Genomic DNA, 25,043 nt, shown 5'->3' on the forward strand with positions numbered 1-25,043 from the left:
TCACCACGGTCGGGGTGCCGTCCATCGACACCAGCCAGCGATGCCGGTCCGGGGACCAGGTGAACGTGAAGCGCGCCGACGGGAAGCGGACGGTACGCGACGCGACCGGGGTCCCGCCCTCGGGCGCGGCGCCGTAGCGGTAGCCGGTCGTCAGCGCCGCCGCACCCGGCGCGGCGCCGATCAGCCGCCCCGGTCGCAGATAGAGGTTGTGCGGCGCGGCCCGGTCGGCACCCCGGTAGTAGGCGCCGGAAGGCGCCGCCCCCGGGGGTTCGGCGTGCAGCGGTGCCCGGTCGATCAGCGGCAGCAGCTTGTTCTGGGCCCCGGAGAAGGCGAGCGTCGGCTCGTGGAACTGGCGCAGCAGCTCCAGATCGGACTCGCGTGCGCTGCGCACCGGCCCGACGGCCTCCGGCAGCCGGGTCGCGTAGACCGCCATCAGCCGGCTCAGCCCGCCCTCGACCTGCTCGGCGTACACGACGTCCGCCGCGTCCAGACCCGTCTGGGGGCGCGCGGCGCCGACGTTGTCGATCTTCACGGCGAGGACGGATCCGGCGCCCGTCGTACCGGGTGACTCGGGATGCCCGGGGTTCTGGCTCGGGCTGTGGCTCTGCCCGCGCCCGTCGTCGGACGAGCGGTGCCCCGACGTGCAGCCGGCCATCAGCGAGGCCGTCACGGCACCGGCGACAAGCGCCGCCGTGACCGTCCCACGCCGCCGTGCCCGTATCGTCCGCGCCATCTGTCGCATGCCCACCGCATCCACCGAGTCCGTGTCTACGATTGTGCGCTTATCGGGGCATTGGTGGCCATACTTGACCGGTTTCGGGCAGGTGTGACCTCAGCTGTGACCTCAGCCCTGAGTGCCCAGGATCTCGGCGAGGTCGTACCTCACCGGCTCGTCCAGTTGGTCGTACGTGCAACTGTCGGCCGTACGATCCGGGCGCCAGCGGCGGAAACGGGCCGTGTGGCGGAAGCGCACCCCGTTCTCCATGTGGTCGTACGCCACCTCGGCCACCAGTTCGGGCCGCAGCGGAATCCACGAGAAGTCCTTCTTCGCCGACCAGCGGCTCGGCGCCCCCGGCAGCCGCGCCGCCTCGTGCGCCTCCTCCTCCGCCCAGGCGGCCCACGGATGCTCCCGCACGTCCGAGAGCCGCAGCGGCTCCAACTCCTCGACGAGTTCGGCGCGCCGCTTCATCGGGAACGCGGCACTCACCCCGACATGCTGGAGGGTCCCCCGGGCGTCGTACAGCCCCAGCAGCAGTGAACCCACGATCGGCCCGCTCTTGTGCAGCCGGTACCCGGCGACCACCACGTCCGCGGTCCGCTCATGCTTGACCTTGAACATCAACCGTTCGTCCGGCCGGTAACGCAGGGTGAGCGGCTTGGCGATGACACCGTCGAGGCCGGCCCCCTCGTACTGCTCGAACCACCGCTCCGCCACCTCGACGTCCGTGGTCGCCGGCGCCAGATGCACCGGCGGGGTCACATCGGACAGCGCCATGGCGAGCAGCGCGCGCCGGTCGGCCATCGGCACATCGAGGAGCGACTCGTCGCCCAGCGCCAGCAGGTCGAACGCGACGAACGAGGCCGGGTTCCGCTCCGCCAGCGTCCGCACCCGGGACTCGGCCGGATGGATACGCTCGGTCAGCGCGTCGAAGTCGAGCCGCCCGCCGAGCGCGATCACGATCTCCCCGTCCACCACACAACGCTCGGGCAACCGCTCCCGCAGGGCCGCCACCAGCTCGGGGAAATACCTGGTCAGCGACTTGGTGTTACGACTGGTGACCTCGACCTCGGCCCCGTCCCGGAACGCGATCGCCCGGAAACCGTCCCACTTGGCCTCGTACTGCATGCCCGGGGGGATCTTGGCCACGGACTTGGCGAGCATGGGTTTCACGGGGGGCATGACGGGGAGATCCATGCTCCGATTCTGCGCGCCCACGCCCGCGATCGCCCGGTATGCGAGCTTTGTGCGCTGCGCCTACCGTGGCTGGCATGGGCGAAGCGGTGGAGCTCGAAGCGTTCGGCCGGACGGTGCGGCTGTCCAGCCCGGACAAGGTGTTCTTTCCGGAGCGCGGCTTCACCAAGCTCGACCTCGCCCAGTACTACCTCGCCGTCGGGCCCGGCATCCTGCGTGCGCTGCGTGACCGGCCCACCACCCTGGAGCGCTATCCGGAGGGGGTGGGCGGCGAGAACTTCTTCCAGAAACGGGCGCCCAAGAACATGCCCGACTGGATCCCGACCGCCCACATCACCTTCCCCAGCGGTCGCAGCGCCGACGAGATGTGCCCGACCGAGGTCGCCGCCGTGCTGTGGGCCGCCCAGTTCGGCACCCTCACCTTCCACCCCTGGCCGGTGCGCCGCGCCGATGTCGACCACCCCGACGAACTGCGCATCGACCTCGACCCGCAGCCCGGTACGGACTACGAGGACGCGGTGCGCGCCGCGCACGAACTGCGCGCGGTGCTCGACGAGTTCGGCGGGCTGCGCGGCTGGCCCAAGACCTCCGGCGGGCGAGGACTGCACGTCTTCGTGCCCATCGAACCTCGGTGGACGTTCACCCAGGTGCGGCGGGCGGCGATCGCCGTCGGGCGGGAGCTGGAACGGCGGATGCCGGAGCAGGTGACCACCAAGTGGTGGAAGGAGGAACGCGGGGAGCGGATCTTCGTCGACTACAACCAGACCGCACGCGACCGCACCATCGCCTCCGCCTACTCCGTACGGCCCCACGCGCACGCCCCGGTCTCGGCGCCGCTGAAGTGGGACGAGGTCGGCGACGCGCGGCCCCGGGACTTCGACCTCGCGACCATGCCCGGCCGCTTCGCTCAACTCGGGGACGTCCACGAGGACATGGACGACCACTCCTTCTCCCTCGACGCCCTGCTCGAACTCGCCCGCCGCGACGAACACGAGCACGGACTCGGTGACCTGCCGTATCCCCCGGAGTACCCGAAGATGCCGGGCGAGCCCAAGCGCGTACAGCCGAGCCGGGCCCGCAAGGAGTGACCTCGCCAACTGGCTTCGCCTCACAGTTCCTTGTGCCTAAAGTTCCTTGATCCGGACATCCCGGTACGAGACCACGTCCGTCGTGCCGTGTACCTGGAGGCCGATGTACCCCGACGCGAACCGGCGCCCGTCCGTGCCCGGGTCGTCCGCGCGCGGCGGGGTGAAGTCCTGGCCGCCGGTGTTGTCGAACTCGTTGATCAGCACGCCGTTGCGGTACACCGAGTAGTGCTGGTCGACGACCCTGATCTCGTAGTCGTTCCAGGTGCCCTTCTGGGCGACACCGGCCCCGGCGAGCCCCACCCGGTCGAAGCCGTAGACCGACCCCGTCTTGTACATGTCGCCGTCAGGCCGGTCGAACACCTGCACCTCGTGCCCGTACTTGATGGCGGCCCACTCCGGCCGGGGCTCCTCCGGGTTCCCGTGGACCCACGGGAACCGTACGAACACACCGGAGTTGGCGTTGCCCGTGCCGGGCGCGTCGTCCCGCCACTGGAGCTTCAGCGAGAAGTCGCCGTACTTCCGCTCCGGGAACCACAGCATGCCCAGACCGTCGACCGTGGTGCCGCTGGTGATCGACCCGTCGCCGTTCGGCGCGAACGAACCGCCGCCCACCTGCTGCCACTTGGCGAAGGACGCGGGTGTGCCGTCGAGGATCGTGCGGTAGCCCCCGGTCTGGCCGGGCCTGCCGATACCGGAGGCACGGCCCGCCGCCTCGATCGCCGCGTCCTCGCGTTCGTCGACCGCCCCGGCCTTGAGGAGCCGGTCGAGGACGGTCCGGACGTGCTTGAGGAACAGGGCGTGGGACGTCCACTCCCGCTCGTCCTCGATCAACTCACCTATCCGGCAACGATTGTTGGTGACCCGGTTGGGCACCCCCGAGTCGACCGCGCCGACGATCACCGTCAACCGCTCGTCGTACTCAGGGCAGTCGGGCGCCGGAACTCCGCCGCCCGCCACGACCGTGAGGCTCACCGCGCGGGCCTCGCTCGTGTTGCCCGCCCTGTCGCTCGCCCGGTACGTCACGGTGTGCGCGCCTACCCGGTCGACCGACACCGGTGCGGTGTACGCCAGATAGGGGCCACCGTCGAGCGAGTACTCGACCTTGGCGACCCCCGATCCGCCGTGGTTGTCCGTCGCGCTGACGGTCACCTTCGCGCTGTTCACGTAGGCGCCGTTGGCGTTCCGGGTGCCTTCAACGGTCGCTCCGGTCACGGGCGGTGTGGTGTCCTCGGCCGGCTGTGCCACGACGGTGAAGGTGACGCTCCTCTCGGCGGAGATGTTCCCCGCCTTGTCGGTGGCCCGGTAGCGGACACTGTGGGCGCCGATCTGATGCACCATCACCGGCCCGGTGTACGGCTGCCAACTCCCGCTGTTCACCGCGTACTCGACGGTGTTGACCCCGGACCCGGTGTCCGAGGCGGAGACGGTGACCGTCGCCATGCCGAGATAGGCACCGTCCGCGTTCCGCGCGCCGCTCACCGTCGCCGACGTCTCCGGCGGTGACGTGTCGTCGGTCGGCGGCGCGACCACCGTGAACGCGACGCTCTTCTCGGCGGCGGCGTTCCCCGCCCTGTCGAAGGCCCGGTAGCGCACCGAGTGATCGCCGACCCGGTCGAGCACGACCGGTGTGGTGTACGGCTGCCAGGCGCCGTCGGCGCCGATCGCGTACTCGACCCGGTCCACGCCTGACCCTTCGTCGGTGGCGCCGATCGCCACGCTCGCCGAACCGACGTATTGGCCCTGCGAGTTGCGCACACCAGTTACGGTCGCCGAGGTCTGCGGGGGAGTCGTGTCGGAGCCGCCCCCTGCCGACACCACGAGGATGCCCTGCATCCGGACGTGGCCGGGGATCGTGCAGAAGTAGCGGTAGCGGCCGGGGGCGAGCGTGACGTCGGCCGTGTGCCGGCCGCCCTGGCTGTCGTTCGGGTTGGCGAGGATGTTCAGCGGGACGTCGTTGTTGTACTCCGGGTCGGAGACGTCGAACGTCAACGTGTGCGGCATTCCTAAGGTGTTGCCAGTCGCCGTGCTGTTCTCGAAGACGATCGTCGTCGCGCCCGCCACCGCCGTGGCCGGCACGGACGCGTACCTGGTGATGTCGTCGCCCGCCGTCCAGGTGAGGACCTGAGCGGCTGCGGCCGGCTGGGTTGTGGGTTGGGCGGCGGACCCGGCGGCCGTGCGCGCTCCTGCCGTCGACGTCAGCCCGAGGACCATGAACAGGGACGCCAACAGGGCCGTCCAGACCTGCCTGCGTGTGCGCACTGTTCGCACTACTTCGCTCCCCTCGCGAGGTCGCCGATCGTGGGTGTCGGGCCGCCGCCGGTATAAGTGATCCGCCACAGCGCCGACTTGGCGTCCGAGGTGAAGAAACCCCGGCCGTAGTCGAGGACATAGAGCGAGCCGTCGGGGCCGAACTTCCAGTCCATGAGGTTCTTGATGCCGTCGTTCCCGATCGGCACGATCTTCTTCAACGACTCGGCGTGGACGGGCAGTCCGCCGTCGCCCTGCGTCCTCGGGTCGGTGAGCACCGCGTTGCGCGGCTGGTCGGCGTCGTAGAAGTCACCCACGAACCACTTGCCGTCCCAGTAGGCGGGCCACTTGACCGTGCTCGCGCTCGTCGCGTCGTAGCGGTACACCGGACCGTTCATCGCGGCCTGACTGCCGCCCTTCAGCCACGGCAGCAGATAGGTGCTCTCCGCCTCCTTGTACGACGGGACGCCGTTCGCGTCGCGCGGGAAGTCGGGGGCGCCGCCCTGGGGCGAGTACCAGATGTTGTTGCCGGTGACCGGCGGCAGATTGACCAGGCCGTCGTTGTTCGGCGACTCGTTCTTCGGGTGGTCGCAGTCGTACCAGCCCAGCGGCTTCGACGGATCGGGCAGATTGCGGTCCCGGTAGGGCTGCTTGTTGCCCATGCAGTACGGCCAACCTCGGTTGCCCGCCCGGGTGATGGCGGCGAACGTGTCGTACTTCGCCGGACCCCAGGTCGTCGACGGCTCACTCGCGTCCGGTCCGACCCAGCCCGCGTAGAGGATGTCCGTCGCCTTGTCGACGGAGATGCGGGCCGGGTTCCTGACCCCCATCACATAGATCTCCCCTCGGGTCTTGCCGCCGCCCTCGTCGGTCTCCCGGCCCGTGAACAGGTTGCCCGCGGGGAGCGTGTAGGTGCCGTCGGGCTCCGGATGGATGCGCAGGATCTTGCCGTTGAGGTTGTTGGTGTTCCCGGCGGTGCGCCGGGCGTCGGCGAACGACACGCCCTTGTACGCGGGTTGGGGATTGTTGCCGGAGTAACCCTCGCTGAACTGACTGGAGTTGTTGTCACCGGTGGCGATGTACAGGTTGCCCTTGGAGTCCCAGGCCATCCCGCCGCCCGAGTGACAGCAACTGTGGATCTGCACCGGCCACTTGAGCAGCACCTTCTCGCTGTTCAGGTCGAGCCGGTTGGTGGCCTGGTCGAGCGTGAAACGGGAGACGTACCGCTCGGCCATTCTCGTGTCACGGTTGATGTGCGAGTGGGGCGTGTAGTGCAGATACACCCAGCCGTTGCGCTCGAAGGACGGATCGAGCTCAATGCCGAGCAACCCCTCCTCGACCTTGGTGAGTTCGTCACCGCCGCCCTTGTTGCCGAAGACGGTCAGCTCGCCCGCCAGAGTGACCCTCCCGGTCCTCGGGTCGTAGACGTGGATCTGCCCCTTGCCCTTGCCGATGTCCGGGTCGTTCCAGTCGGTGACCACCGGCTGGGAGGAGTCGGCGCCGCCCCGCCCGATGTAGAACACCCGGCCGTCGGGCGCGGTCACCAGCCCGTGCGGCTCACCGATCTGGTCGCTCTGCCCCGGCTGGTTGGGCCGGGTCAGGCGCTGCGCCCTGTAGTTGGCGTTGATGGTGGCCTTGCAGTCGGCCTGCGCCAGCCGCGTCGTCCACAGCAGCGCCCCGCGCAGATGGCTCCGGAAATCCGTCTCGTCGTACGACGACACCGTGCCGCCCATGCCGGTGTAGAAGGAGCGTCCGCCGTCGTAGTCACGGCACCAACTCACCGGATGGTCCCAGCCGTTGGCGCTGGCACCCGGCTTGAACGTCGACTCGCGCACCCGGGCCACGGTGTGCACGTCACCGGAGGGGTTCTTCACCCAGTTCAGCCACCGGTCGGGCCGCCTCCACTGCGCCGGCAGGTCTCTGGTGGCCGGGTGCCGACGGTCACCGACCTCAACGGTCGCGCGCTGTACGGCTGTCGGGCTGGTGGCCGCCGGCCGGGCGCCCACCAGGCCGGTGAACCAGTCGGAGTACGGCTCCGCCCGCGCCGCGTCGTGGATACCGACGAAACCGCCGCCGGCCTCCATGTACGCCTCAAGCCCGGCCTCCTGGTCCGGGTCGAGGATGTCACCGCCGCCGGTCAGGAAGACGATCGCGTTGAAGGTCCCGAGCCGGGACCCGTCCGTGAACACGGAGGCGTCGGCCGTCGCCTCGACCGTGAAGCGCTGATCCACCGGACCGGACAGCCCGATCCGCTCGATCGCCTCGATCCCGGCGTCGACGACCGGCGACTCGTCCCCGGCCGCCGCCGAACCATGGAAGACCAGGACGCGTACGCCACTGCCGCCCGGCGGCGACTTGACGGACATCGTTGTCACGGATGACGGGTCGGACGGGACGGACAGGTCGCGAGCCGGCCGCGCGCTCGCGGTGGGCCCCGACAGCAGTCCGGCGGCGACGACCGACGCGGCGACGCCGGCCGCCCAGGCCCGTCTCCGCCGTCCGCTCAACCCTCGTAAGGTCATCGGTTTTTGATGCGATGTGAACCGCATGTGGTCACCCACCCCTCTTCGGCCACGGCAAACGCCACGGAAGCTAGACCCCTTTGCGTGATTCGCCAAGAGGTATGACCGCATTGCCCCGAACTTTGTCCTGAGTGTGGATAAACGGGCGCGATGCCGCTACCGTCTCTCCGGTTCCTCTCGGTCCACGACGTAAGTTCCTTACCAGCGTGGGGAGTTCGGCATGGACGGCATGCATGCCAGGCATGGCATGGACGGGCGTGGCATGGACAGGCGTGGCTTCAGTCGGCGAGTGCTGCTGGGCGGCGCGGCTGTCGCGACATCGTTGTCGGTCGCCCCGGAGGCGGGCGGCGCGACGGCCGCGACCGGCGCACTCGCGAAGACCGCTCCGGCCGGTGGTGAGGTACGGCACCTCCATCTGTACGCCGAGCGGCTCGCCGACGGGCGGATGGGCTACGGCTTCGAGCAGGGCGCCGCGTCGGTTCCCGGGCCCCTGATCGAGCTGAACGAGGGCGACACGGCGCACATCACCCTGGAGAACACGACGGACGTCGCCGTGAGTCTGCACGTCCACGGCCTGGACTACGAGATCTCCAGCGACGGAACCAGGCTCAGCCGCAGCGAGGTCGAACCCGGCGGCACCCGCACCCACACCTGGCGCACGCACGTTCCCGGCCGCCGTGCCGACGGCACCTGGCGGGCCGGCAGCGCGGGCTACTGGCACTACCACGACCATGTCGTCGGCACCGAACACGGCACCGGCGGCATCCGCAAGGGCCTCTACGGCCCGGTGATCGTCCGGCGCAAGGGAGACATCCTCCCGGACACCACGCACACGATCGTCTTCAACGACATGACGATCAACAACCGGCCCGGCCATCAGAGCCCCGACTTCGAGGCCACGGTGGGAGACCGCGTCGAGTTCGTGATGATCACTCACGGCGAGTACTACCACACCTTCCATATGCACGGTCACCGCTGGGCGGACAACCGCACCGGCCTGCTGACCGGCCCCGACGACCCGAGCCAGGTCGTCGACAACAAGATCGTGGGCCCGGCGGACTCCTTCGGCTTCCAGGTGATCGCGGGGGAGGGGGTCGGGGCGGGCGCCTGGATGTACCACTGCCACGTGCAGAGCCACTCGGACATGGGGATGGCCGGTCTGTTCCTGGTACGGAAGAAGGACGGGACGATTCCCGGGTACGAGCCGCACGGTGCGAGTGGTGCGAGTGGTACGAGTGGTACGAGTGGCGCGGGGGAGCGGCGGTCGACGCACGGGCACTGACGGGATCCGAGCCGGCACTGACGGGATCCTGCGGGATCCGAGAGCGCTCTTGTCCGGTGCGGGCCGGGACTATCCTCTTCGGCAACCGCCGATGAGGAGTCCGAAGTGACCGAGACCGCGTCGCGTCCCACCCTGGAGGCCGTGGCCGCGCGGGCGGGGGTCTCCCGGGCCACCGCGTCACGCGTCGTGAACGGCGGGGACGGTGTGCGCAAACCCCTCGTGGAACGGGTCAGACAGGCCGTCGAGGAGCTCGGATACGTGCCCAACCAGGCCGCCCGCTCCCTGGTGACCAGACGGCATGACGCCGTCGCCGTCGTCATCGCCGAACCGGAGACCCGGGTCTTCGCCGACCCGTTCTTCGCCCTCCAACTCCGGGGAATCAGCAAGGAGTTGACCGCCCACGACTCCCAGCTCGTACTGCTGCTCACCGAAGGGCGCGACGACCACCCCCGCGTCGGCAGGTATCTCGCCGGCGGGCATGTCGACGGCGCCCTCGTCTTCTCCCTGCACCTCGACGATCCGCTGCCCGGCCTGGTGCAGCGCGCGGGTGTGCCGACCGTGTTCGGCGGCCGGCCCGGGTGGAGCGACGGTACGCGCGACGCCGCGTACGTCGACAGCGACAACCGGGGCGGGGCCCGCGAGGCCGTACGGCATCTCGTGGCCCTCGGGCGGACGCGGATCGCGCACATCACGGGTCCCCTGGACCAGACCTCGGCGGCGGACCGGCTCGACGGGTTCCGGGACGTCCGGCCCGCCGCCGACCCTCGGCTGATCGCCGAGAGCGACTTCACGCCGGCCGGCGGGGAACGTGCGATGCGTGAACTCCTGGACCGGCACCCCGACCTGGACGCCGTGTTCGCCGCCAACGACCTCACCGCCTCGGGCGCTCTCCGCGTCCTGCGCCAACGCGGACGGCGCGTGCCCGAGGACGTCGCCGTGGTCGGCTTCGACGACATGTTGCCGGTCGCCGAGCAGACCGACCCGCCGCTCACCACGGTCCGGCAGGACATCGAGGAGATGGGCAGGCTGATGGCCCGCCTGCTGCTGGGCGGCCTCGATCCCTCGGGCGCGTCGGCTCCGCCCGGTACGCCCGGCCTGCCCGGCACGCCAGGTCCGGCGGGGGCGCCGTCCGGCCTGGTCCTGCCGACGACGCTGGTTCGCCGCGCCTCGGCGTAGCGCTTCGCGGGCCGGTGTTCCGCCGTCGGCGCGGACTCCGTGGCACGCGCTCGCCGGGTCATGCGTTCCGTGCGCCGGCCGGTTCCTGCGTCAGGGGGTTCGTTCCGCGCGGGTCCGGTGGGGGCTGGTCGCGCAGTTCCCCGCGCCCCTTTGAGGGGTTTGCTGTCCGGTGTCGGGTGGTCGTGCGGTTGCTCGCGCCCCTTGGGAGCGCCTACATCCGGCGTTGGCCGGTGGGGGACTGTCGCCCGGTTCCTCGCGTCCCTTCGGGGCGTTTTACATCTGTGTCGGTGCGCTCTTGATGACCGCGAAGCGTGCCCCGTACGGGTCGGCGAGCCGGGCGATGCGGCCGACGCCCTCCACGTCCGTGGCCGGCACCAGGACCCGACCGCCGTGCTCCTGGGTCGCCGCGACCGTCGCGTCGGTGTCGGTGACCTCGAAGTACGGCAGCCAGTACGGAGTGGTCCCCGTGCCCGTCGGGTCGTCGGCCAGGTCGACGACTCCTCCGAACATCCCGTCCTCCCCGGCACCCGCCGGGTTCACGCAGGTGTACGAGCCGCCCGGGAAAGGCACCGCCGAGGTCTCCAGGCCAAGCGCCGCGCCGTAGAACGCGGCGACCTTGGGTACGTCCGTCGTGTAGAGCTCCACCCAGCACAGGGAGCCGGTCTCACCGGCGAGGTCGAGGCCCTTGATCCGGCCGGGCTGCCAGAGGCCGAAGACGGCGCCGGTGGTGTCGGTGAGGATGGCCATCCGGCCCGCGTCCATGACATCCATGGGCGGCGCCGGTGTGCCGCCCCCGGCCTGCTCGGCGGCCTTGGCGGTGGCGTCGACGTCCGGGGTCTGGAAGGACACCGTCCAGGACGGCGGGCCCTGTCCCTCGTCGCTCTGCATGCCGCCCGCGACGGTCCGCCCGCCCAGTTGGAAGAAGCCGTAGCCGCCGGCCTCGGGGCCCGCCGACTGGAACTCCCAGCCGAAGAGCGCCTGGTAGAAGGAGGTGGCACCCTCGATGTCAGGGGTGCCGAGATCGATCCAGTTCGGAGCGCCGGTCACGAAACGAGTGGTGAGCATCATTGCCCTCCTCTGTGGGCCCCGCCCTCTGTGAGGGACCCGTTGCCTGTTCTGCCGAGTCTGGCACCGCCCACTGACAATCGCTGCCGGAGCGCTTCTGCTGCCCCGGGCGCACCTTGTCCCGCAGCGCTCCGCGCGCCGCCGTGCGCTCGCGCGTCCGGCGGGACCATCATCAGGCGTACAGGCGTACAGGCGAGGGGCGCGATCCGCTCGGGCCGCACTGTTGATCGGACGTTGAGCGAACGTTTTTTGCCGCCCGGCACGATCGCCTGCATGCACTACGAGACGATCACCCCGATGGACAGCGCCTGGCAGGCGCAGGCCCTGTGCGCGCAGACCGGGGCCGACTTCTTCTTTCCCGAGCCCGGCAGCTCGGTGCGCGAGGCGAAGCGCATCTGCGGGATGTGTGAGATGCGCCCCGCCTGTCTGGAGTACGCACTCAGCAACGACGAACGGTTCGGCGTCTGGGGCGGCCTCTCCGAGAAGGAGCGGCTCGACCTCCGGCGCACCTCGCACGCCTCGCACACTTCCCCCTGACTGCTGACCTCTGACCCCTGACCCCTGACCCCTGCGAGGATCCCCGCGCGCACAGCACTGCGCCGCCACCTCGTGGCCGACGCGCGGGGCGCGGCGCCTGCCGAGGTGACGGCGTAGAAGTGACTCGACGTACGAGTGGCTGGACGTACGAGTGACTCGGTGTACGGGGCGATGTACGGGTGACCGTGTGACGAAGTGGGTCAGCCGGCGGCGCGGGCCGCCATGCGAGCCTTGCGGGCCGCGAGCTTCTCGTCGAACTTGCGGGCCTCCGAGTCCAGGCCGCCCATGTACATGCCCAGCTCGTCCTGTGCCTGGAGACCCTCGGGGCCCAGGTCTGTCATGTCCATCACCTTGAGGTGGCGCAGGACGGGCTGGAGCACGTCGTCGTGGTGGATGCGCATGTTGTAGACCTCGCCGATCGCCATCTGCGCGGCGGCCCGCTCGAAGCCGGGCATACCGTGACCGGGCATCCGGAAGTTGACGATCACGTCCCGTACCGCCTGCATGGTCAGGTCGGGCGCGAGATCGAACGCGGCCTTCAACAGGTTCCGGTAGAAGACCATGTGCAGGTTCTCGTCGGTCGCGATGCGGGCCAGCATGCGGTCGCAGACCGGGTCGCCGGACTGGTGGCCGGTGTTGCGGTGCGAGACGCGGGTGGCCAGCTCCTGGAAGGCGACGTACGCCACCGAGTGCAGCATCGAGTGCCGGTTGTCCGACTCGAAGCCCTCGGCCATGTGCTGCATACGGAACGCTTCGAGCTTGTCCGGGTCGACCGCGCGGGAGGCGAGCAGGTAGTCGCGCATCACGATGCCGTGCCGGCCCTCCTCCGCCGTCCAGCGGTGCACCCAGGTGCCCCAGGCGCCGTCGCGGCCGAACAGGCTGGCGATCTCGTGGTGGTAGCTGGGGAGGTTGTCCTCGGTGAGCAGGTTGACGACCAGGGCGATCCGGCCCAGCTCGGTGACCTTGGACTGCTCCTTGTCCCAGGCCTCGCCGTCCTCGAAGAGGCCGGGGAAGTTGCGGGCGTCGCTCCACGGCACGTACTCGTGCGGCATCCAGTCCTTGGCGACCTTCAGGTGACGGTTGAGCTCCGTCTCGACCACTTCTTCCAGGGCGTACAGCAGCCGAGCGTCGGTCCACTCGCTGGACGGGCTGCCGAGGTGCGGAGAAGTGATCGTCATGAATGCTCCAGAATGACGTTGCGAGCGGGTAAGCGGACTGCCGGTACTCAACCTACGGCATCGTAGGCTACGTTCCCGTAGGTTACGCCACCGTAAGTTATGGGTGGTGTAAAGGTCGCTGATCAGCGGGTTGGTGCCCGAACTCGGCCAGGTTCCGGACCCGCTGGTCCGAGGCCGAACGAGTGCGTCGATCGCCCGGTCAGGTGTACAGCTCCCGCAGGCGGACCGAGAGGCAGGTCACACAGCCTTCGAGTTTCTCGAACTCGCTGATGTCGACGAGCACCGGCTCGTGCCCGAGCTCGGCGAGCAGTTCGGCAGTCTTCGGGGCGCTCGCCGCCATCAGCAGCTTGCCGCCGTCCAGCAGGACCACGTGCGCCCCGGACTCCTCCGGCACCGGCAGGAAGCGCGGGAACAGGGACGGGGTGTCCACCAGCGGCGCGTACCCGATGACGGTCCCGTCCGGCAGCGCGGTCACCGCCGACTTCAGGTGCAGCACCTTGCTCACCGGCACGGCGACGACTCGGGCACCCAGCGGTTCGAACACGGCCCTGAGCTGCTGCACCCCGGCGGCGTTGGTCCGCCCGCCCCGCCCGACGTACATGGTGTCGCCGACCTTGAGGACGTCACCGCCCTCCAGGGTGCCCGGCTCCCAGACCCAGTTCACCGAGCAGCCGAGGCGGGCCACCGCCTCCTCGACGCCGCTGGTCTCACCGCGCCGGGAGTCGGCGCCGGGCCGCGTGATCAGCGCGACGTTCCGGTAGACGACCACCGCGTCCTCGACGAAGACCGAGTCCGGGCAGTCGTCCACCGGCTCCACCTCGACCGTGTCCCAGCCGTGCGTGCGCAGCGTCTCCGCGTACGCCTCCCACTGCAGGCCGGCGAGGTCGGTGTCGATCTCCTCGCGTTCGATGTGCGTGACGAGGCCCTCGGCCAGGCGCGGGCTGGGGCGGCGTATGAGGGCCTTCTTACTGGGCACGAGGGAGCTCCGTATCGGAAGGGGGTGTCCGCGCACATCATGCAGCCCGCACCTGTTCGGACAAAAGCCCCGGAGGTCAGAGCCGGGGCCGAGCCCTGCCGCCGATCATCCCACCTCCTCCGGGGTGATCTCCTTCAGCTCCCCGTCCAGCAGCAGCCACCGGGTGATCCCGATCGACTCCAGGAACGGCAGGTCGTGACTGGCGACGATCAGCGCTCCCTCGTACGAGTCCAGAGCCGTCGTGAGCTGTCGCGCGCTCGCCATGTCCAGGTTGTTCGTCGGCTCGTCCAGCATCAGGAGCTGGGGCGCGGGCTCCGCCAGCATCAGGGCGGCCAGGGCGGCACGGAACCGTTCGCCGCCCGACAGGGTCGCCGCCCGCTGGTCGGCGCGGGCACCCCGGAAGAGGAAGCGGGCCAGCCGGGCGCGGACCCGGTTGTTGGTGGCGCCCGGGGTGAACCGGGCCACGTTCTCCGCGACGGTCAGCTCGTCGTCGAGGACATCGAGCCGCTGCGGCAGGAAACGCAGCGGTACGTGCGTCTTCGTCTCCCCTGAGACCGGGGCCAGTTCCCCGGCGATCGTCCGCAACAGGGTCGTCTTGCCTGCCCCGTTGCGCCCGATCAGCGCGACCCGCTCGGGCCCGCGCAGATCGAAGGAGCCCGCGCTCGCCCCGTACGCCAACTCCAGGTCCAGGAGCGTGAGTACGGTACGCCCGGGCGGTACGGCCGTGTACGGCAGGTCGATGCGGATCTCGTCGTCGTCCCGTACGGCCTCCACCGCCTCGTCGAGCCGCTCCTTGGCACCGGCGAGCCGCTCCTCGTGCATGATGCGGTGCTTGCCCGCCGACTCCTGGGCGGCCCTTCTGCGCGCCCCCATGACGATCTTCGGCTCACGCTTCTGCTCGAACATCTTCTGCCCGTACTTCTTGCGGCGGGCCAACTTGACCTGGGCGTCGGCCAGTTCGCGCTTCTGCTTCTTCAGGTCCGCCTCGGCCACGCGCACCATGCGCTCGGCCGCCTCCTGCTCGCCCGCGAGCGCCTCCTCGTACGCCGAGAAGTTGCCGCCGTACCAGGTGACCTCGCCGGCGCGCAGATCGGCGATCTGGTCGACCAGGTCCAGGAGTTCACGGTCGTGGCTGACCACGATCAGCACGCCGGGCCAGGAGGAGACGGCCGTGTACAGCCGCCGGCGCGCGTACAGGTCCAGGTTGTTGGTCGGCTCGTCCAGCAGAAGGACGTCCGGGCGGTCCAGCAGCAGTGCCGCCAGCCGAAGGAGGACCGCCTCGCCACCCGAGACCTCGCCGACGGTGCGGTCCAGGTCGATGTGGCCCAGGCCGAGTTCACCGAGTGTGACAAGGGCGCGCTCCTCCACGTCCCAGTCGTCGCCGATCGTCTCGAAGTGCGCCTCGGTCACGTCGCCCGCCTCGATGGCGTGCAGCGCGGCCCGTTGGGCGGAGATGCCGAGGACGTCCTCGACGCGCAGCGCGGTGTCGAGGGTGACGTTCTGTGGCAGGTAACCGACGTCGCCCGCGACGCGGACGGTGCCGTCGGCGGGCCGCAGTTGCCCGGCGACGATCTTCAACAGGGTTGATTTTCCTGCCCCGTTGATGCCGACGAGCCCGGTGCGGCCCGGGCCGAAGGCGACGTCGAGACCGTCGAAGACGGTGGTGCCGTCGGGCCAGGCGAAGGACAGGGAGGTGACGGCGACAGAAATGGTGGCTGACATAGGGCCTCGCGGTTGCTTGGGTCGGTCGGGGCAAACGCGTGTCGAGACACCGGCGGGCGGAGCGGCGGGAGAGTTCTGGCGGCACGAGAAAAGCCCTGCTCCGGACGGAGTCATGGACGGCTCGAACACCGAGGTCGCACGCTGCGCGCACACACCACCGAAGGGTGTGGGGCGCGGTGTCTCAGGACCTCAGTAGAGCAACGTCCTTCTCCAATTCGACGGCAACAGGACCGCTGCAAGCGTAGGAAGAGGCGTTTCAGGCTGTCAAAGGATTATTCGAAGGCATCGAAGGCATCGAAGGCATCGAAGGCATCGAAGGAGTCGAAGGACCGGAGCGGAGCCGGTGTCACAGGGCGTCGCGCATCAGTTCCGCGAGATCCCGGTCCAGGTCCGTCTGGAGATGCTCCAGGCCGACCGGTACCAGCTCGTTGGTGGCCGCCAGGAAGCGCCGCAGCTCGCCGGAGCGGACATGCACGACCGCGGTCCCCTCGGGGGCGTGGAACTCCAGCACCGTACGGTCGTAGCCGTACGGCCGCACTCTTACGTCGCCGTGGCCCTGCGGGTCCAGCATGCCGTCGGCGAGAAGCTCGCGGGCGAAGGTCCAGCAGACCTCCACGCCCTCCAGTGTGGCCGGCGCGGGGAAGGTCATCCGGACCGCGAACGGGTCGCTCCGGTCGTAGGTGAGCGTTGCGGGAATGCTCGTCATCCGCGGTGCCGCGGCGACGAGACGGGCCTCTACGAGCTGTTCGATGACGGTGAACAACGCCATGCTCCCTTGTGACGGTTGGCCGGACTCCGGGATGGAACGGTCCGCACACTGACAGAGACGCTGTAATGAGCCCATCAGTGCATCTGAATTCGGCGTGACCTCGGTCACCGGGCTGATTCACTGCTAACTTCGCCCGCCATGGGAATCATGGGGATGCTGCGACAGAACGGGCGTACGAGTCGGACAAGGCGGGCGAGGCGGATGAGCCGGACGGTGCTGGCAGGGGCGTACGCGGCGCTCGCCGCCGTGGCCGTCGTCGCGGGACCGGCCGCACCCGCGCAGGCGTACGAGGGGACAGGCGCCGTCCCCGGCGCCGGGCACCGCGCGCCGCACTGGGCGCCGAAGGACAGCGGCGCGCCCGACGTCCGCTTCCGTGGACTGTCCGCCGTCAGCCGGAACATCGCCTGGGTCGCCGGCACCCAGGGCACCGTCCTGCGCACCACCGACGGCGGAACGACCTGGCGAAACGTCTCTCCGCAGGGCGCGGCAGAGCTCCAGTTCCGGGACATCGAGGCGTTCGACGCCCGGCGCGCTGTGGTCCTGGCCATCGGCGAGGGGGAGGACTCCCGCGTCTACCGCACCGACGACGGCGGTGAGACCTGGACCGAGTCCTTTCGCAACACCGACTCCCGCGCCTTCTACGACTGCCTCACCTTCTTCGACCACCGCCACGGCCTCGCGATGAGCGACCCGGTGGACGGGCGGTTCCGCATCCTCTCCACCAGCGACGGCGGACGATCCTGGGCGGTGCTGCCGGGCGACGGCATGCCGGCCGCCCTGGACGGCGAGGCGGGCTTCGCGGCGAGCGGACAGTGCCTGGTGAGTTCCGGGCCGCGCGACGCGTGGCTGGCCACGGGCGGGGGCGTACGCGCGCGTGTGCTGCACTCCGCCGACCGAGGGCTCACCTGGACGGCCACCGACACACCGATTCCGGCGGGCGACCCGGCCCGTGGTGTCTTCGCGCTCGCCTTCCGTGACCGTACGCACGGACTGGCCGTCGGCGGCGACTACCGCTCCGACCAGGCATCCCCGCGCGCGGGGGCGGTTACCTCGGACGGCGGACGCACCTGGACGACGGCGACCGCGCCGCCGCCCGCCTACCGCTCCGGCGTCGCCTGGCTCCCGGACAGCCGCACGACGGCGCTCGCGGTCGGCCCGACCGGCACCGATCTCACCACGGACGCGGGGCGCACCTGGCAGACCGTCGACACCGGCTCGTACGACACCGTGGACTGCACCCCCGACCTGGGCTGCTGGGCCGCCGGCGAGAAGGGACGCGTGGCCCGGCTCGAATCCTGAGGCCCGGGTACCCGCTCAGCGGCCGACGCCCGACAGGACGTCGCGAGCGAGGAAGGGGCAAGTGGCTTGGGGCGCGGGCCCGTACGCTCGTCGTCATCATGGCGATGACGACGACGACCGTACCCATTCCGGCGGACTGGCCCGCGACCGAGGAGCGGGCCCGCGCGGTCCAGGACGAGCTGCGGCTGCGGCTGGTCCTGGACGAGCCGGGGCCGCCGCCCGGCACCGGGCACGTCACGGGCGTCGATGTCGCCTACGACGACGAGCTCGACCTCGTCGTGGCCGCCGCGGTCGTCCTGGACGCGGGGAGCCTCGACGTGGTCGCCGAGGCCACGGCAGCCGGGCGGGTCCCCTTCCCGTACGTGCCCGGCCTGCTCGCCTTCCGCGAGATCCCGGCCGTCCTGGCCGCCCTGGAGGCGCTGCCCGTCCCGCCCGGCCTCGTCGTCTGCGACGGCTACGGCCTGGCCCACCCGCGCCGCTTCGGCCTCGCGAGCCACCTCGGCGTCCTCACCGGGCTCCCCACGATCGGCGTCGCGAAGAACCCGTTCACCTTCGGCTACGAGGAGCCGGGTGCCCCGCGCGGATCGGCGTCCCCGCTCCTGGCGGGCCCGGAGGAGGTCGGCCGCGCCCTGCGCACCAGGGACGCCGTCAAACCGGTGTTCGTCTCCGTCGGCCACCGCACGGCCCTCGACACGGCCTGCGCCCACACTCTCGCGCTCACCCCGGAGTACCGCCTCCCGGAGACGACCCGCCGGGCGGACGCCCTGTGCAGACGGGCGCTGAAGGAGGCGACCGCGTGAAGGGAACGTGTGGGGCCGCTCCGTGTGTCGAGCCGCTGCGGGCGGCTCGAATGATCATCTGAGTACGTGTTCTGAGTACCTGTACGGATGCCGGCCGGCCCGGGCTCTCGGCAGGCTGTGCCCATGAGCACGCATCGCGCCCCGAAGCCCGTCGCCAGCCCCGCCCAGCCCGTCGAACGCGTCGTCACGGCCGCTCTGATCGTCGCCGTCCTCGCGGGACTCGCCTGGATCGCCGGCATGATCTACACGGTCACGGGCTGGGCCCAGTAAGTCTCGGCAAGACTCAGTAAGCCCCGGGAAGCCCCGGGAAGCCCCGGGAAGCCCCGGGAAGCCCCGGGAGTCCGCCGAGGCCCCGGCCGGGTCACTTGCCGGCCGCGACCCGGAAGGTGATCCCCGCCTTGCGCAGGCGTTCGATCAGCGCGTCGCCCATCGCCACGGCGGTGGTGACCTGCCCGGCCGTCGCCGGGAGGTCGTCGAAGGCCAGGCAGAGCGCCGACTCGGCGAACATCTTCGCCGTCTCGTCGTAGCCGGGGTCGCCGCCCGCGACCTCCGTGAACACCCGTCGGCCGCCGCCCTCGCCCACGAACCGCACCGAGAACCAGCTCTTCGCCCGCCGCTCCGCGCTCGGCCCGTCGCCCGGCTGGAGCCGCCCCGACAGCCAGCGCCGCGCGGGTGGCAGTTGGGCCGCCGCGAACACCGCACCGGCGGCGGCGACCCCGCCCACCGCGAAGGGCAGCCGCCGGACCGCCGCGTAATGGCGGTAACGGAAATCGGGGCCGTACCGTTCCAGCGCGCGTGCCGAGCGCACCACGATCTGCGGGTCGATGGTGGGCAGCGGCAGTGCCCAGGCGCCGACCTCGGAGGCGTACCGGGGCGGGCTCGCGGGGGCGGTCGCCCGGCGCCCGAGCAGCCGAGGCTCGTGCCGCCGCCGGTCGCGTGCGGCGGCCAGCATCTGAGGCCCCCGGGAGAACTGGTTGAGGGCCGAGGCGAAGGTGCCGCCCGAGAATGTCGCGTCGGTGCGCACGAAGCCGTCCACGGTTAGCGGCACCCCTTCGGGCAGTTGTGCGACGGTGAAGTACGCACCCAGGTCGTGCGGGACCGAGTCGAACCCGCAGGCGTGCACCAGCCGGGCGCCGGTCTCCCGCGCGCGCGTGTCGTGCCGGACGTACACCAGGTCGACGAATTCGGGCTCGCCGCTGAGGTCGAGGTAGTCGGTGCCGGCGTCCGCGCAGGCGGCGACCAGGTCCTCGCCGTACGTCAGATAGGGGCCCACCGTCGATGCCAGCACGCGCGCGTGCCCGGCGAGTTCGCGCAGCGAGGCCGGATCGGCCACGTCCGCCGTCAGGACCCCGATCTCGGCGGACTTGCCGACGCCCGCGAGCCGTTCGCGCAGCCGCTCCAGCTTGTCCGTGCCACGGCCCGCGACCGCCCAGCGCAGACCGTCGGGCGCGTTCGCGGCGAGGTACTCGGCGGTGAGCGCGCCGACGAAGCCAGTGGCCCCGAACAGCACGATGTCGTACGGACGTTCCATCCTGCTCGGCCTGCTCATGACACCTCTCGATGTGCGTCGCGCGTGCGTTCCGCGCCGTTGTCGGTGGTCGAGGCTAGCGTGAGGGGGAGTGGAGTCGCGCGGCCGGGCGTTGTCCGGAACGAAGTGGCTTGGCCAAGCGCTTGCTTAATCAGTGTCCGGCGAAGCCTTGTGCGGAGCGGGACACGGTTCCTAGCATCGCTGGTGTCGGACCACCGATGTCAGGCTGCTGGTGTCGGATCGGCTGTGTCACGGGAGTGAGGGGGGCTCGATGTCAGTGGCGGGGACGGCGGGAAACGGCCCGCTCACCGGAGTGCGAGTGGTCGAGCTGGCCGGTATCGGGCCGGCTCCGTTCGCCGCCATGCTCCTCGCCGACCTGGGCGCCGACGTGGTCCGGGTGGACCGGCCCGGGGGCGCCGTACTCGCCGTCAACCCCGAGTTCGACGTGACGAACCGCAGCAAGCGGTCGGTGATCGTGGACCTGAAGGCGGCCGACGGACCTGCCCGGGTCCTGGACCTGGCCGCCCGCGCCGACATCCTGGTCGAGGGCTACCGCCCCGGCGTCGCCGAGCGCCTCGGCATCGGCCCCGAGAGCTGCCACGCCCGCAACCCGAGGCTCGTCTACGGCCGGATGACGGGCTGGGGCCAGGAAGGCCCGCTCGCCCGCCGCGCCGGGCACGACATCTCCTACCTCGCCCCGACCGGCACCCTCGGCCTGATCGGCGGCCCCGGACAGCCGCCGCCCGTCCCGGCCAACCTCCTCGGCGACTACGCGGGCGGCTCCCTCTATCTCGTCGTCGGTGTCCTCGCCGCCCTCCATCACGCGCGGGCGACGGGCACCGGCCAGGTCGTGGACGCCGCGATCGTCGACGGTGCCGCCCACCTCGCCACGATGATCCACGGCATGCTCGCGGCGGGCGGCTGGCAGGACCGGCGCGGCGCCAACCTCCTCGACGGCGGCTGCCCGTACTACGGGACGTACGAGACCGCCGACGGCCGTTACATGGCGGTCGGCGCACTGGAACCCCAGTTCTACGACGAGTTCCTCACCCTGCTCGGCGTCGAGGGCCACGCCGCCTCCCGCAAGGACATCGCCCGCTGGGACGACCTGCGCGCGGCCGTCACCGCCCGCTTCAAAGCCCGTACGAGGGACGAGTGGACGGCCGTCTTCGAGGGTTCCGACGCCTGCGTGGCCCCCGTCCTCTCGCTGCGTGAGGCCCCGCACCACCCGCACCTGGCAGCCCGTGGCACCTTCACCGACCACGGCGGCACAACCCAGCCCGCCCCCGCGCCCCGGTTCTCCGTCACCCATACGTCGATCCGTGGCGGCCCCGCCCGGCCCGGCGCCGACACGGCGGACGTGGCGCGCGACTGGGACGTGCCCCGACTGCTCAGGGACGGCGGCTGACCCCGGCCGGCCCCGCTCGCCCAACCCACCCCGAAAGGCCCACCAGTGAGCACCGAAGCGTACGTGTACGACGCGATCCGCACCCCGCGCGGGCGTGGCAAGGCGAGCGGAGCCCTGCACGGCACCAAGCCCGTCGATCTCGTCGTCGGCCTCATCCATGAGATCCGGAGCCGCTTCCCGGACCTCGACCCGGCCGCGATCGACGACATCGTGCTCGGCGTCGTCGGACCGGTCGGCGACCAGGGTTCCGACATCGCGCGGGTCGCCGCCGTCGCCGCCGGGCTGCCCGACACGGTGGCCGGCGTCCAGGAGAACCGCTTCTGTGCGTCGGGTCTGGAGGCCGTCAACATGGCCGCCGCCAAGGTGCGTTCCGGCTGGGAGGATCTCGTACTCGCCGGTGGCGTCGAGTCGATGTCACGGGTGCCGATGGGCTCGGACGGCGGCGCCTGGTTCAACGACCCGATGACCAACCTGGCCGTCGGCTTCGTGCCGCAGGGTATCGGCGCCGACCTCATCGCCACCATCGAGGGCTTCTCACGGCGCGACGTCGACGAGTACGCGGCGCTGTCCCAGGAGCGGGCGGCGACGGCGTGGAAGGAGGGCCGCTTCGCGCGGTCCCTCGTCCCGGTGAAGGACCGCAACGGCCTCGTCGTCCTCGACCACGACGAACACCTGCGCCCCGGCACCACGGCCGACTCCCTGGCCCGGCTCAAGCCGTCGTTCGCGGACATCGGCGACCTGGGCGGCTTCGACGCCGTGGCGCTCCAGAAGTACCACTGGGTCGAACGGATCGACCACGTCCACCACGCGGGGAACTCCTCCGGCATCGTGGACGGCGCCTCACTGGTCGCCATCGGCTCCCGGGAGGTCGGCGAGCGTTACGGGCTGCGTCCCCGCGCGCGGATCGTCTCCGCCGCCGTGTCCGGCTCCGAGCCCACCATCATGCTCACCGGCCCGGCGCCCGCGACCCGCAAGGCGCTCGCCAAGGCCGGGCTGACCATCGACGACATCGACCTGGTCGAGATCAACGAGGCGTTCGCGGCCGTGGTCCTGCGTTTCGCCCGCGACATGGGCCTCTCCTTGGACAAGATCAACGTCAATGGCGGCGCCATCGCGCTCGGCCACCCGCTGGGCGCCACCGGCGCGATGATCCTCGGCACGCTCGTCGACGAACTGGAGCGCCAGGACAAGCGCTACGGCCTCGCCACGCTGTGCGTGGGCGGCGGCATGGGCATCGCGACGATCGTCGAACGGGTCTGACTTCCCGGCGGATGCGGCGAGATCAGCGCGGTCGACCAGATCAGCGCGGCCAACGAGATCGGCGTGATTCGCGGCTTCGGCGGCACCAAGAGACTTCTGAGCTTCGACAGCTTCTACGGAGATTCCCGTCATGACACAGAGCACCACCATCCGCTGGGAACAGGACCGCACCGGTCTCGTAACCCTCGTCCTCGACGACCCGGCGCAGTCCGCGAACACCATGAACCAGGCGTTCCGGGACTCCCTCGCGGTGGTCACCGACCGTCTGGAGGCCGAGAAGGACACGATTCGCGGCATCATCATCACCTCCGCCAAGAAGACGTTCTTCGCTGGCGGCGACCTGCGCGACCTGATCCGGGTCACCCCCGACACGGCCCAGGAACTCTTCGACGGCGGCCTCGCCATCAAGCGGAACCTGCGCCGCATCGAGACCCTGGGCAAGCCAGTGGTCGCGGCGATGAACGGCGCGGCCCTGGGCGGCGGTTACGAGATCGCGCTGGCCTGCCACCACCGGATCGCCCTCGACACGCCCGGTACGAAGATCGGCTGCCCCGAGGTCACCCTCGGCCTGCTGCCCGGAGGCGGCGGGGTCGTCCGTACGGTACGCATGCTGGGCATCGCCGACGCGCTGCTGAAGGTGCTGCTCCAGGGCCAGCAGTACAGCGCCCAGCGCGCCCTGAGCAACGGCCTCGTCGACGAAGTGGCCGCCACCCAGGACGAGTTGATGGCCAAGGCCCGCGCCTTCATCGACGCCAACCCCGAGTCGCAGCAGCCCTGGGACAAGCCCGGCTACCGCATCCCGGGCGGCACCCCGGCCAGCCCCAGGTTCGCGGCGAACCTGCCCGCCTTCCCCGCCAACCTGCGCAAGCAGACCAACGGCGCGCCCTACCCGGCCCCGCGCAACATCCTCGCGGCGGCCGTCGAGGGCGCCCAGGTCGACTTCGAGACCGCCCAGGTCATCGAGGCCCGCTACTTCGTGGAACTGGCCGCCGGACAGACCTCGAAGAACATGATCCAGGCGTTCTTCTTCGACCTCCAGGCCGTCAACTCGGGCGCCAACCGACCCAAGGGGGTCGAGCCGCGCCCCGTCCGCAGGGTGGCGGTCCTCGGCGCCGGGATGATGGGCGCGGGCATCGCCTACTCGTGCGCCCGCGCGGGCATCGAGGTCGTCCTGAAGGACGTCTCGGCGCAGGCGGCGGCCCGGGGCAAGAACTACTCCGAGAAGCTGTGCGCGAAGGCGGTCTCCCGGGGACGTACGAGCCAGGAGAAGGCGGACGAGCTGCTCGCCCGCATCACACCGACGGCCGACCCGCAGGACGTGGCCGGCTGCGACGCGGTCATCGAGGCGGTGTTCGAGGACCCCGCCCTGAAGCACAAGGTGTTCCAGGAGATCCAGCACCTCGTCGCGCCGGACGCCCTGCTGTGCTCCAACACCTCCACGCTCCCCATCACCGCCCTCGCCGAAGGCGTCGAACGCCAGGCCGACTTCGTCGGGCTGCACTTCTTCTCGCCGGTCGACAAGATGCCGCTGGTCGAGATCATCAAGGGCGAGCGGACGGGGGATGAGGCACTGGCGCGGGCCTTCGACCTGGTCCGGCAGATCAGGAAGACCCCGATCGTCGTCAATGACTCGCGCGGCTTCTTCACCTCACGGGTCATCGGGCACTTCATCAACGAGGGCGTCGCGATGGTCGGTGAGGGCATCGAGCCCGCGTCGGTCGAACAGGCGGCGGCGCAGGCGGGTTACCCGGCGAAGGTGCTGTCCCTGGTCGACGAGCTGACGCTGACCCTGCCACGCCGGATCCGGGCGGAGTCCAAGCGGGCGGTGGAGGAGGCCGGCGGCACCTGGGCCACGCATCCCGCCGAAGCGGTGATCGACCGCATGGTGGACGAGTTCGGGCGTACCGGGCGGAGCGGGGGCGGCGGGTTCTACGAGTACGGGGAGGACAGCAGGCGGGCGGGGCTGTGGCCGGGGCTGCGGGAGCACTTCACGCCGGCGGACGCCGCCGGTGCGTCGATCCCCTTCGTGGACATGCAGGAACGCATGTTGTTCTCGGAGGCGTTGGACACGGTGAGGCTGGTGGAGGAGGGCGTGCTGACGTCGGTCGCCGACGCCAACATCGGGTCGATCTTCGGGATCGGGTTCCCGGGCTGGACGGGGGGTGTGTTGCAGTACATCAACGGCTACGAGGGCGGGCTGCCGGGGTTCGTGGCCCGCGCGCGTGAGCTGGCGGAGCGGTACGGGGAGCGGTTCGCTCCGCCGGGGCTGCTGGT

20 protein-coding genes are annotated in these 25,043 nt (G+C 70.7%); 10 read left to right on the plus strand and 10 right to left on the minus strand.

Translation table 11 applies throughout. From position 1 onward, the window contains the following. On the minus strand, positions 1 to 733 hold a 733-nt coding region (locus AOK08_RS06750), incomplete at its 3' end, for a DUF3048 N-terminal domain-containing protein (protein ID WP_055524542.1). Between the two features lie 111 nt (positions 734 to 844). Further along, positions 845 to 1,915 (minus strand): ATP-dependent DNA ligase, encoded by a 1,071-nt coding sequence (locus tag AOK08_RS06755; RefSeq protein WP_055524527.1) that lies wholly within the window; start codon positions 1,913 to 1,915, stop codon positions 845 to 847. A gap of 74 nt (positions 1,916 to 1,989) precedes the next feature. Between AOK08_RS06755 and ligD the strand changes: the two genes are divergently transcribed. After that, positions 1,990 to 3,000 carry a non-homologous end-joining DNA ligase gene (gene ligD / locus AOK08_RS06760; RefSeq protein ID WP_055524528.1) on the plus strand — a complete coding sequence of 337 codons (1,011 nt, stop codon included), beginning with the start codon at positions 1,990 to 1,992 and terminating at the stop codon, positions 2,998 to 3,000. A gap of 36 nt (positions 3,001 to 3,036) precedes the next feature. On the opposite strand, the gene AOK08_RS06765 is transcribed toward ligD, so the two are convergent. Together AOK08_RS06765 and AOK08_RS06770 are read right to left on the minus strand one after the other, a co-directional pair. Next, positions 3,037 to 5,211, minus strand: a complete 2,175-nt coding sequence (locus tag AOK08_RS06765; protein WP_055524543.1) for an OmpL47-type beta-barrel domain-containing protein — start codon at positions 5,209 to 5,211, stop codon at positions 3,037 to 3,039. A gap of 56 nt (positions 5,212 to 5,267) precedes the next feature. Further along, positions 5,268 to 7,769, minus strand: coding sequence for a ThuA domain-containing protein (locus AOK08_RS06770; protein WP_055524529.1), 2,502 nt, complete (start codon positions 7,767 to 7,769; stop codon positions 5,268 to 5,270). A gap of 262 nt (positions 7,770 to 8,031) precedes the next feature. Here AOK08_RS06770 and AOK08_RS06775 point away from each other — a divergent pair, with 262 nt between their 5' ends. Both AOK08_RS06775 and AOK08_RS06780 read left to right on the plus strand, forming a co-directional pair. Beyond that, positions 8,032 to 9,051, plus strand: coding sequence for a multicopper oxidase domain-containing protein (locus tag AOK08_RS06775; RefSeq protein WP_055524544.1), 1,020 nt, complete (start codon positions 8,032 to 8,034; stop codon positions 9,049 to 9,051). 105 nt (positions 9,052 to 9,156) lie between these two features. After that, a complete protein-coding gene (locus tag AOK08_RS06780) occupies positions 9,157 to 10,227 on the plus strand; it encodes a LacI family DNA-binding transcriptional regulator (RefSeq protein ID WP_055524530.1) in 1,071 nt (356 codons plus the stop codon). Between the two features lie 273 nt (positions 10,228 to 10,500). Here the strand turns inward: AOK08_RS06780 and AOK08_RS06785 are convergent, their stop codons facing one another. After that, complete coding sequence (locus AOK08_RS06785; RefSeq protein WP_055524545.1) at positions 10,501 to 11,292, minus strand: VOC family protein; 792 nt, start codon at positions 11,290 to 11,292, stop codon at positions 10,501 to 10,503. A 273-nt stretch (positions 11,293 to 11,565) separates the two neighbouring features. On the opposite strand from AOK08_RS06785, the gene AOK08_RS06790 reads away from it, so the two are divergent. Beyond that, positions 11,566 to 11,829 (plus strand): WhiB family transcriptional regulator, encoded by a 264-nt coding sequence (locus AOK08_RS06790; protein ID WP_055524531.1) that lies wholly within the window; start codon positions 11,566 to 11,568, stop codon positions 11,827 to 11,829. Positions 11,830 to 12,029: 200 nt separating this feature from the next. On the opposite strand, the gene AOK08_RS06795 is transcribed toward AOK08_RS06790, so the two are convergent. From AOK08_RS06795 to ssgD, 4 genes are all read right to left on the minus strand, one after another. Further along, positions 12,030 to 13,007, minus strand: coding sequence for an acyl-ACP desaturase (locus AOK08_RS06795; protein WP_055524532.1), 978 nt, complete (start codon positions 13,005 to 13,007; stop codon positions 12,030 to 12,032). Between the two features lie 199 nt (positions 13,008 to 13,206). After that, complete coding sequence (ddaH, locus tag AOK08_RS06800; protein ID WP_055524533.1) at positions 13,207 to 13,983, minus strand: dimethylargininase; 777 nt, start codon at positions 13,981 to 13,983, stop codon at positions 13,207 to 13,209. Between the two features lie 105 nt (positions 13,984 to 14,088). After that, a complete protein-coding gene (locus AOK08_RS06805; protein ID WP_055524534.1) occupies positions 14,089 to 15,705 on the minus strand; it encodes an ABC-F family ATP-binding cassette domain-containing protein in 1,617 nt (538 codons plus the stop codon). 346 nt (positions 15,706 to 16,051) lie between these two features. Next, positions 16,052 to 16,468, minus strand: a complete 417-nt coding sequence (ssgD, locus tag AOK08_RS06810; protein WP_055524546.1) for a spore wall synthesis regulator SsgD — start codon at positions 16,466 to 16,468, stop codon at positions 16,052 to 16,054. A 207-nt stretch (positions 16,469 to 16,675) separates the two neighbouring features. Between ssgD and AOK08_RS06815 the strand changes: the two genes are divergently transcribed. From AOK08_RS06815 to mmpA, 3 genes are all read left to right on the plus strand, one after another. Further along, entirely contained in the window at positions 16,676 to 17,773 is a 1,098-nt protein-coding gene (locus AOK08_RS06815; RefSeq protein ID WP_055524535.1) for a WD40/YVTN/BNR-like repeat-containing protein, read from the plus strand. 104 nt (positions 17,774 to 17,877) lie between these two features. Further along, positions 17,878 to 18,573 carry an endonuclease V gene (locus AOK08_RS06820; protein ID WP_107100879.1) on the plus strand — a complete coding sequence of 232 codons (696 nt, stop codon included), beginning with the start codon at positions 17,878 to 17,880 and terminating at the stop codon, positions 18,571 to 18,573. Positions 18,574 to 18,696: 123 nt separating this feature from the next. Further along, on the plus strand, positions 18,697 to 18,843 hold the full coding sequence (gene mmpA / locus AOK08_RS46350) for a morphogenic membrane protein MmpA (protein WP_198539130.1): 147 nt from the start codon (positions 18,697 to 18,699) through the stop codon (positions 18,841 to 18,843). A 91-nt stretch (positions 18,844 to 18,934) separates the two neighbouring features. Here the strand turns inward: mmpA and AOK08_RS06830 are convergent, their stop codons facing one another. Continuing rightward, positions 18,935 to 20,122, minus strand: coding sequence for a saccharopine dehydrogenase family protein (locus AOK08_RS06830; protein WP_055524538.1), 1,188 nt, complete (start codon positions 20,120 to 20,122; stop codon positions 18,935 to 18,937). A 250-nt stretch (positions 20,123 to 20,372) separates the two neighbouring features. On the opposite strand from AOK08_RS06830, the gene AOK08_RS06835 reads away from it, so the two are divergent. The 3 genes from AOK08_RS06835 to AOK08_RS06845 all read left to right on the plus strand — a co-directional run. Continuing rightward, positions 20,373 to 21,509 carry a CaiB/BaiF CoA transferase family protein gene (locus AOK08_RS06835; RefSeq protein WP_055524539.1) on the plus strand — a complete coding sequence of 379 codons (1,137 nt, stop codon included), beginning with the start codon at positions 20,373 to 20,375 and terminating at the stop codon, positions 21,507 to 21,509. Between the two features lie 45 nt (positions 21,510 to 21,554). Then, complete coding sequence (locus AOK08_RS06840) at positions 21,555 to 22,769, plus strand: acetyl-CoA C-acetyltransferase (RefSeq protein ID WP_055524540.1); 1,215 nt, start codon at positions 21,555 to 21,557, stop codon at positions 22,767 to 22,769. Between the two features lie 130 nt (positions 22,770 to 22,899). Continuing rightward, positions 22,900 to 25,043: 3-hydroxyacyl-CoA dehydrogenase NAD-binding domain-containing protein (locus AOK08_RS06845; RefSeq protein WP_055524541.1), on the plus strand; the 2,144-nt coding region annotated here is incomplete at its 3' end.

The sequence above is a fragment of the Streptomyces graminilatus genome (genome assembly GCF_001418565.1).
In the GTDB taxonomy this organism is placed as follows: Bacteria; Actinomycetota; Actinomycetes; order Streptomycetales; family Streptomycetaceae; genus Streptomyces; species Streptomyces graminilatus.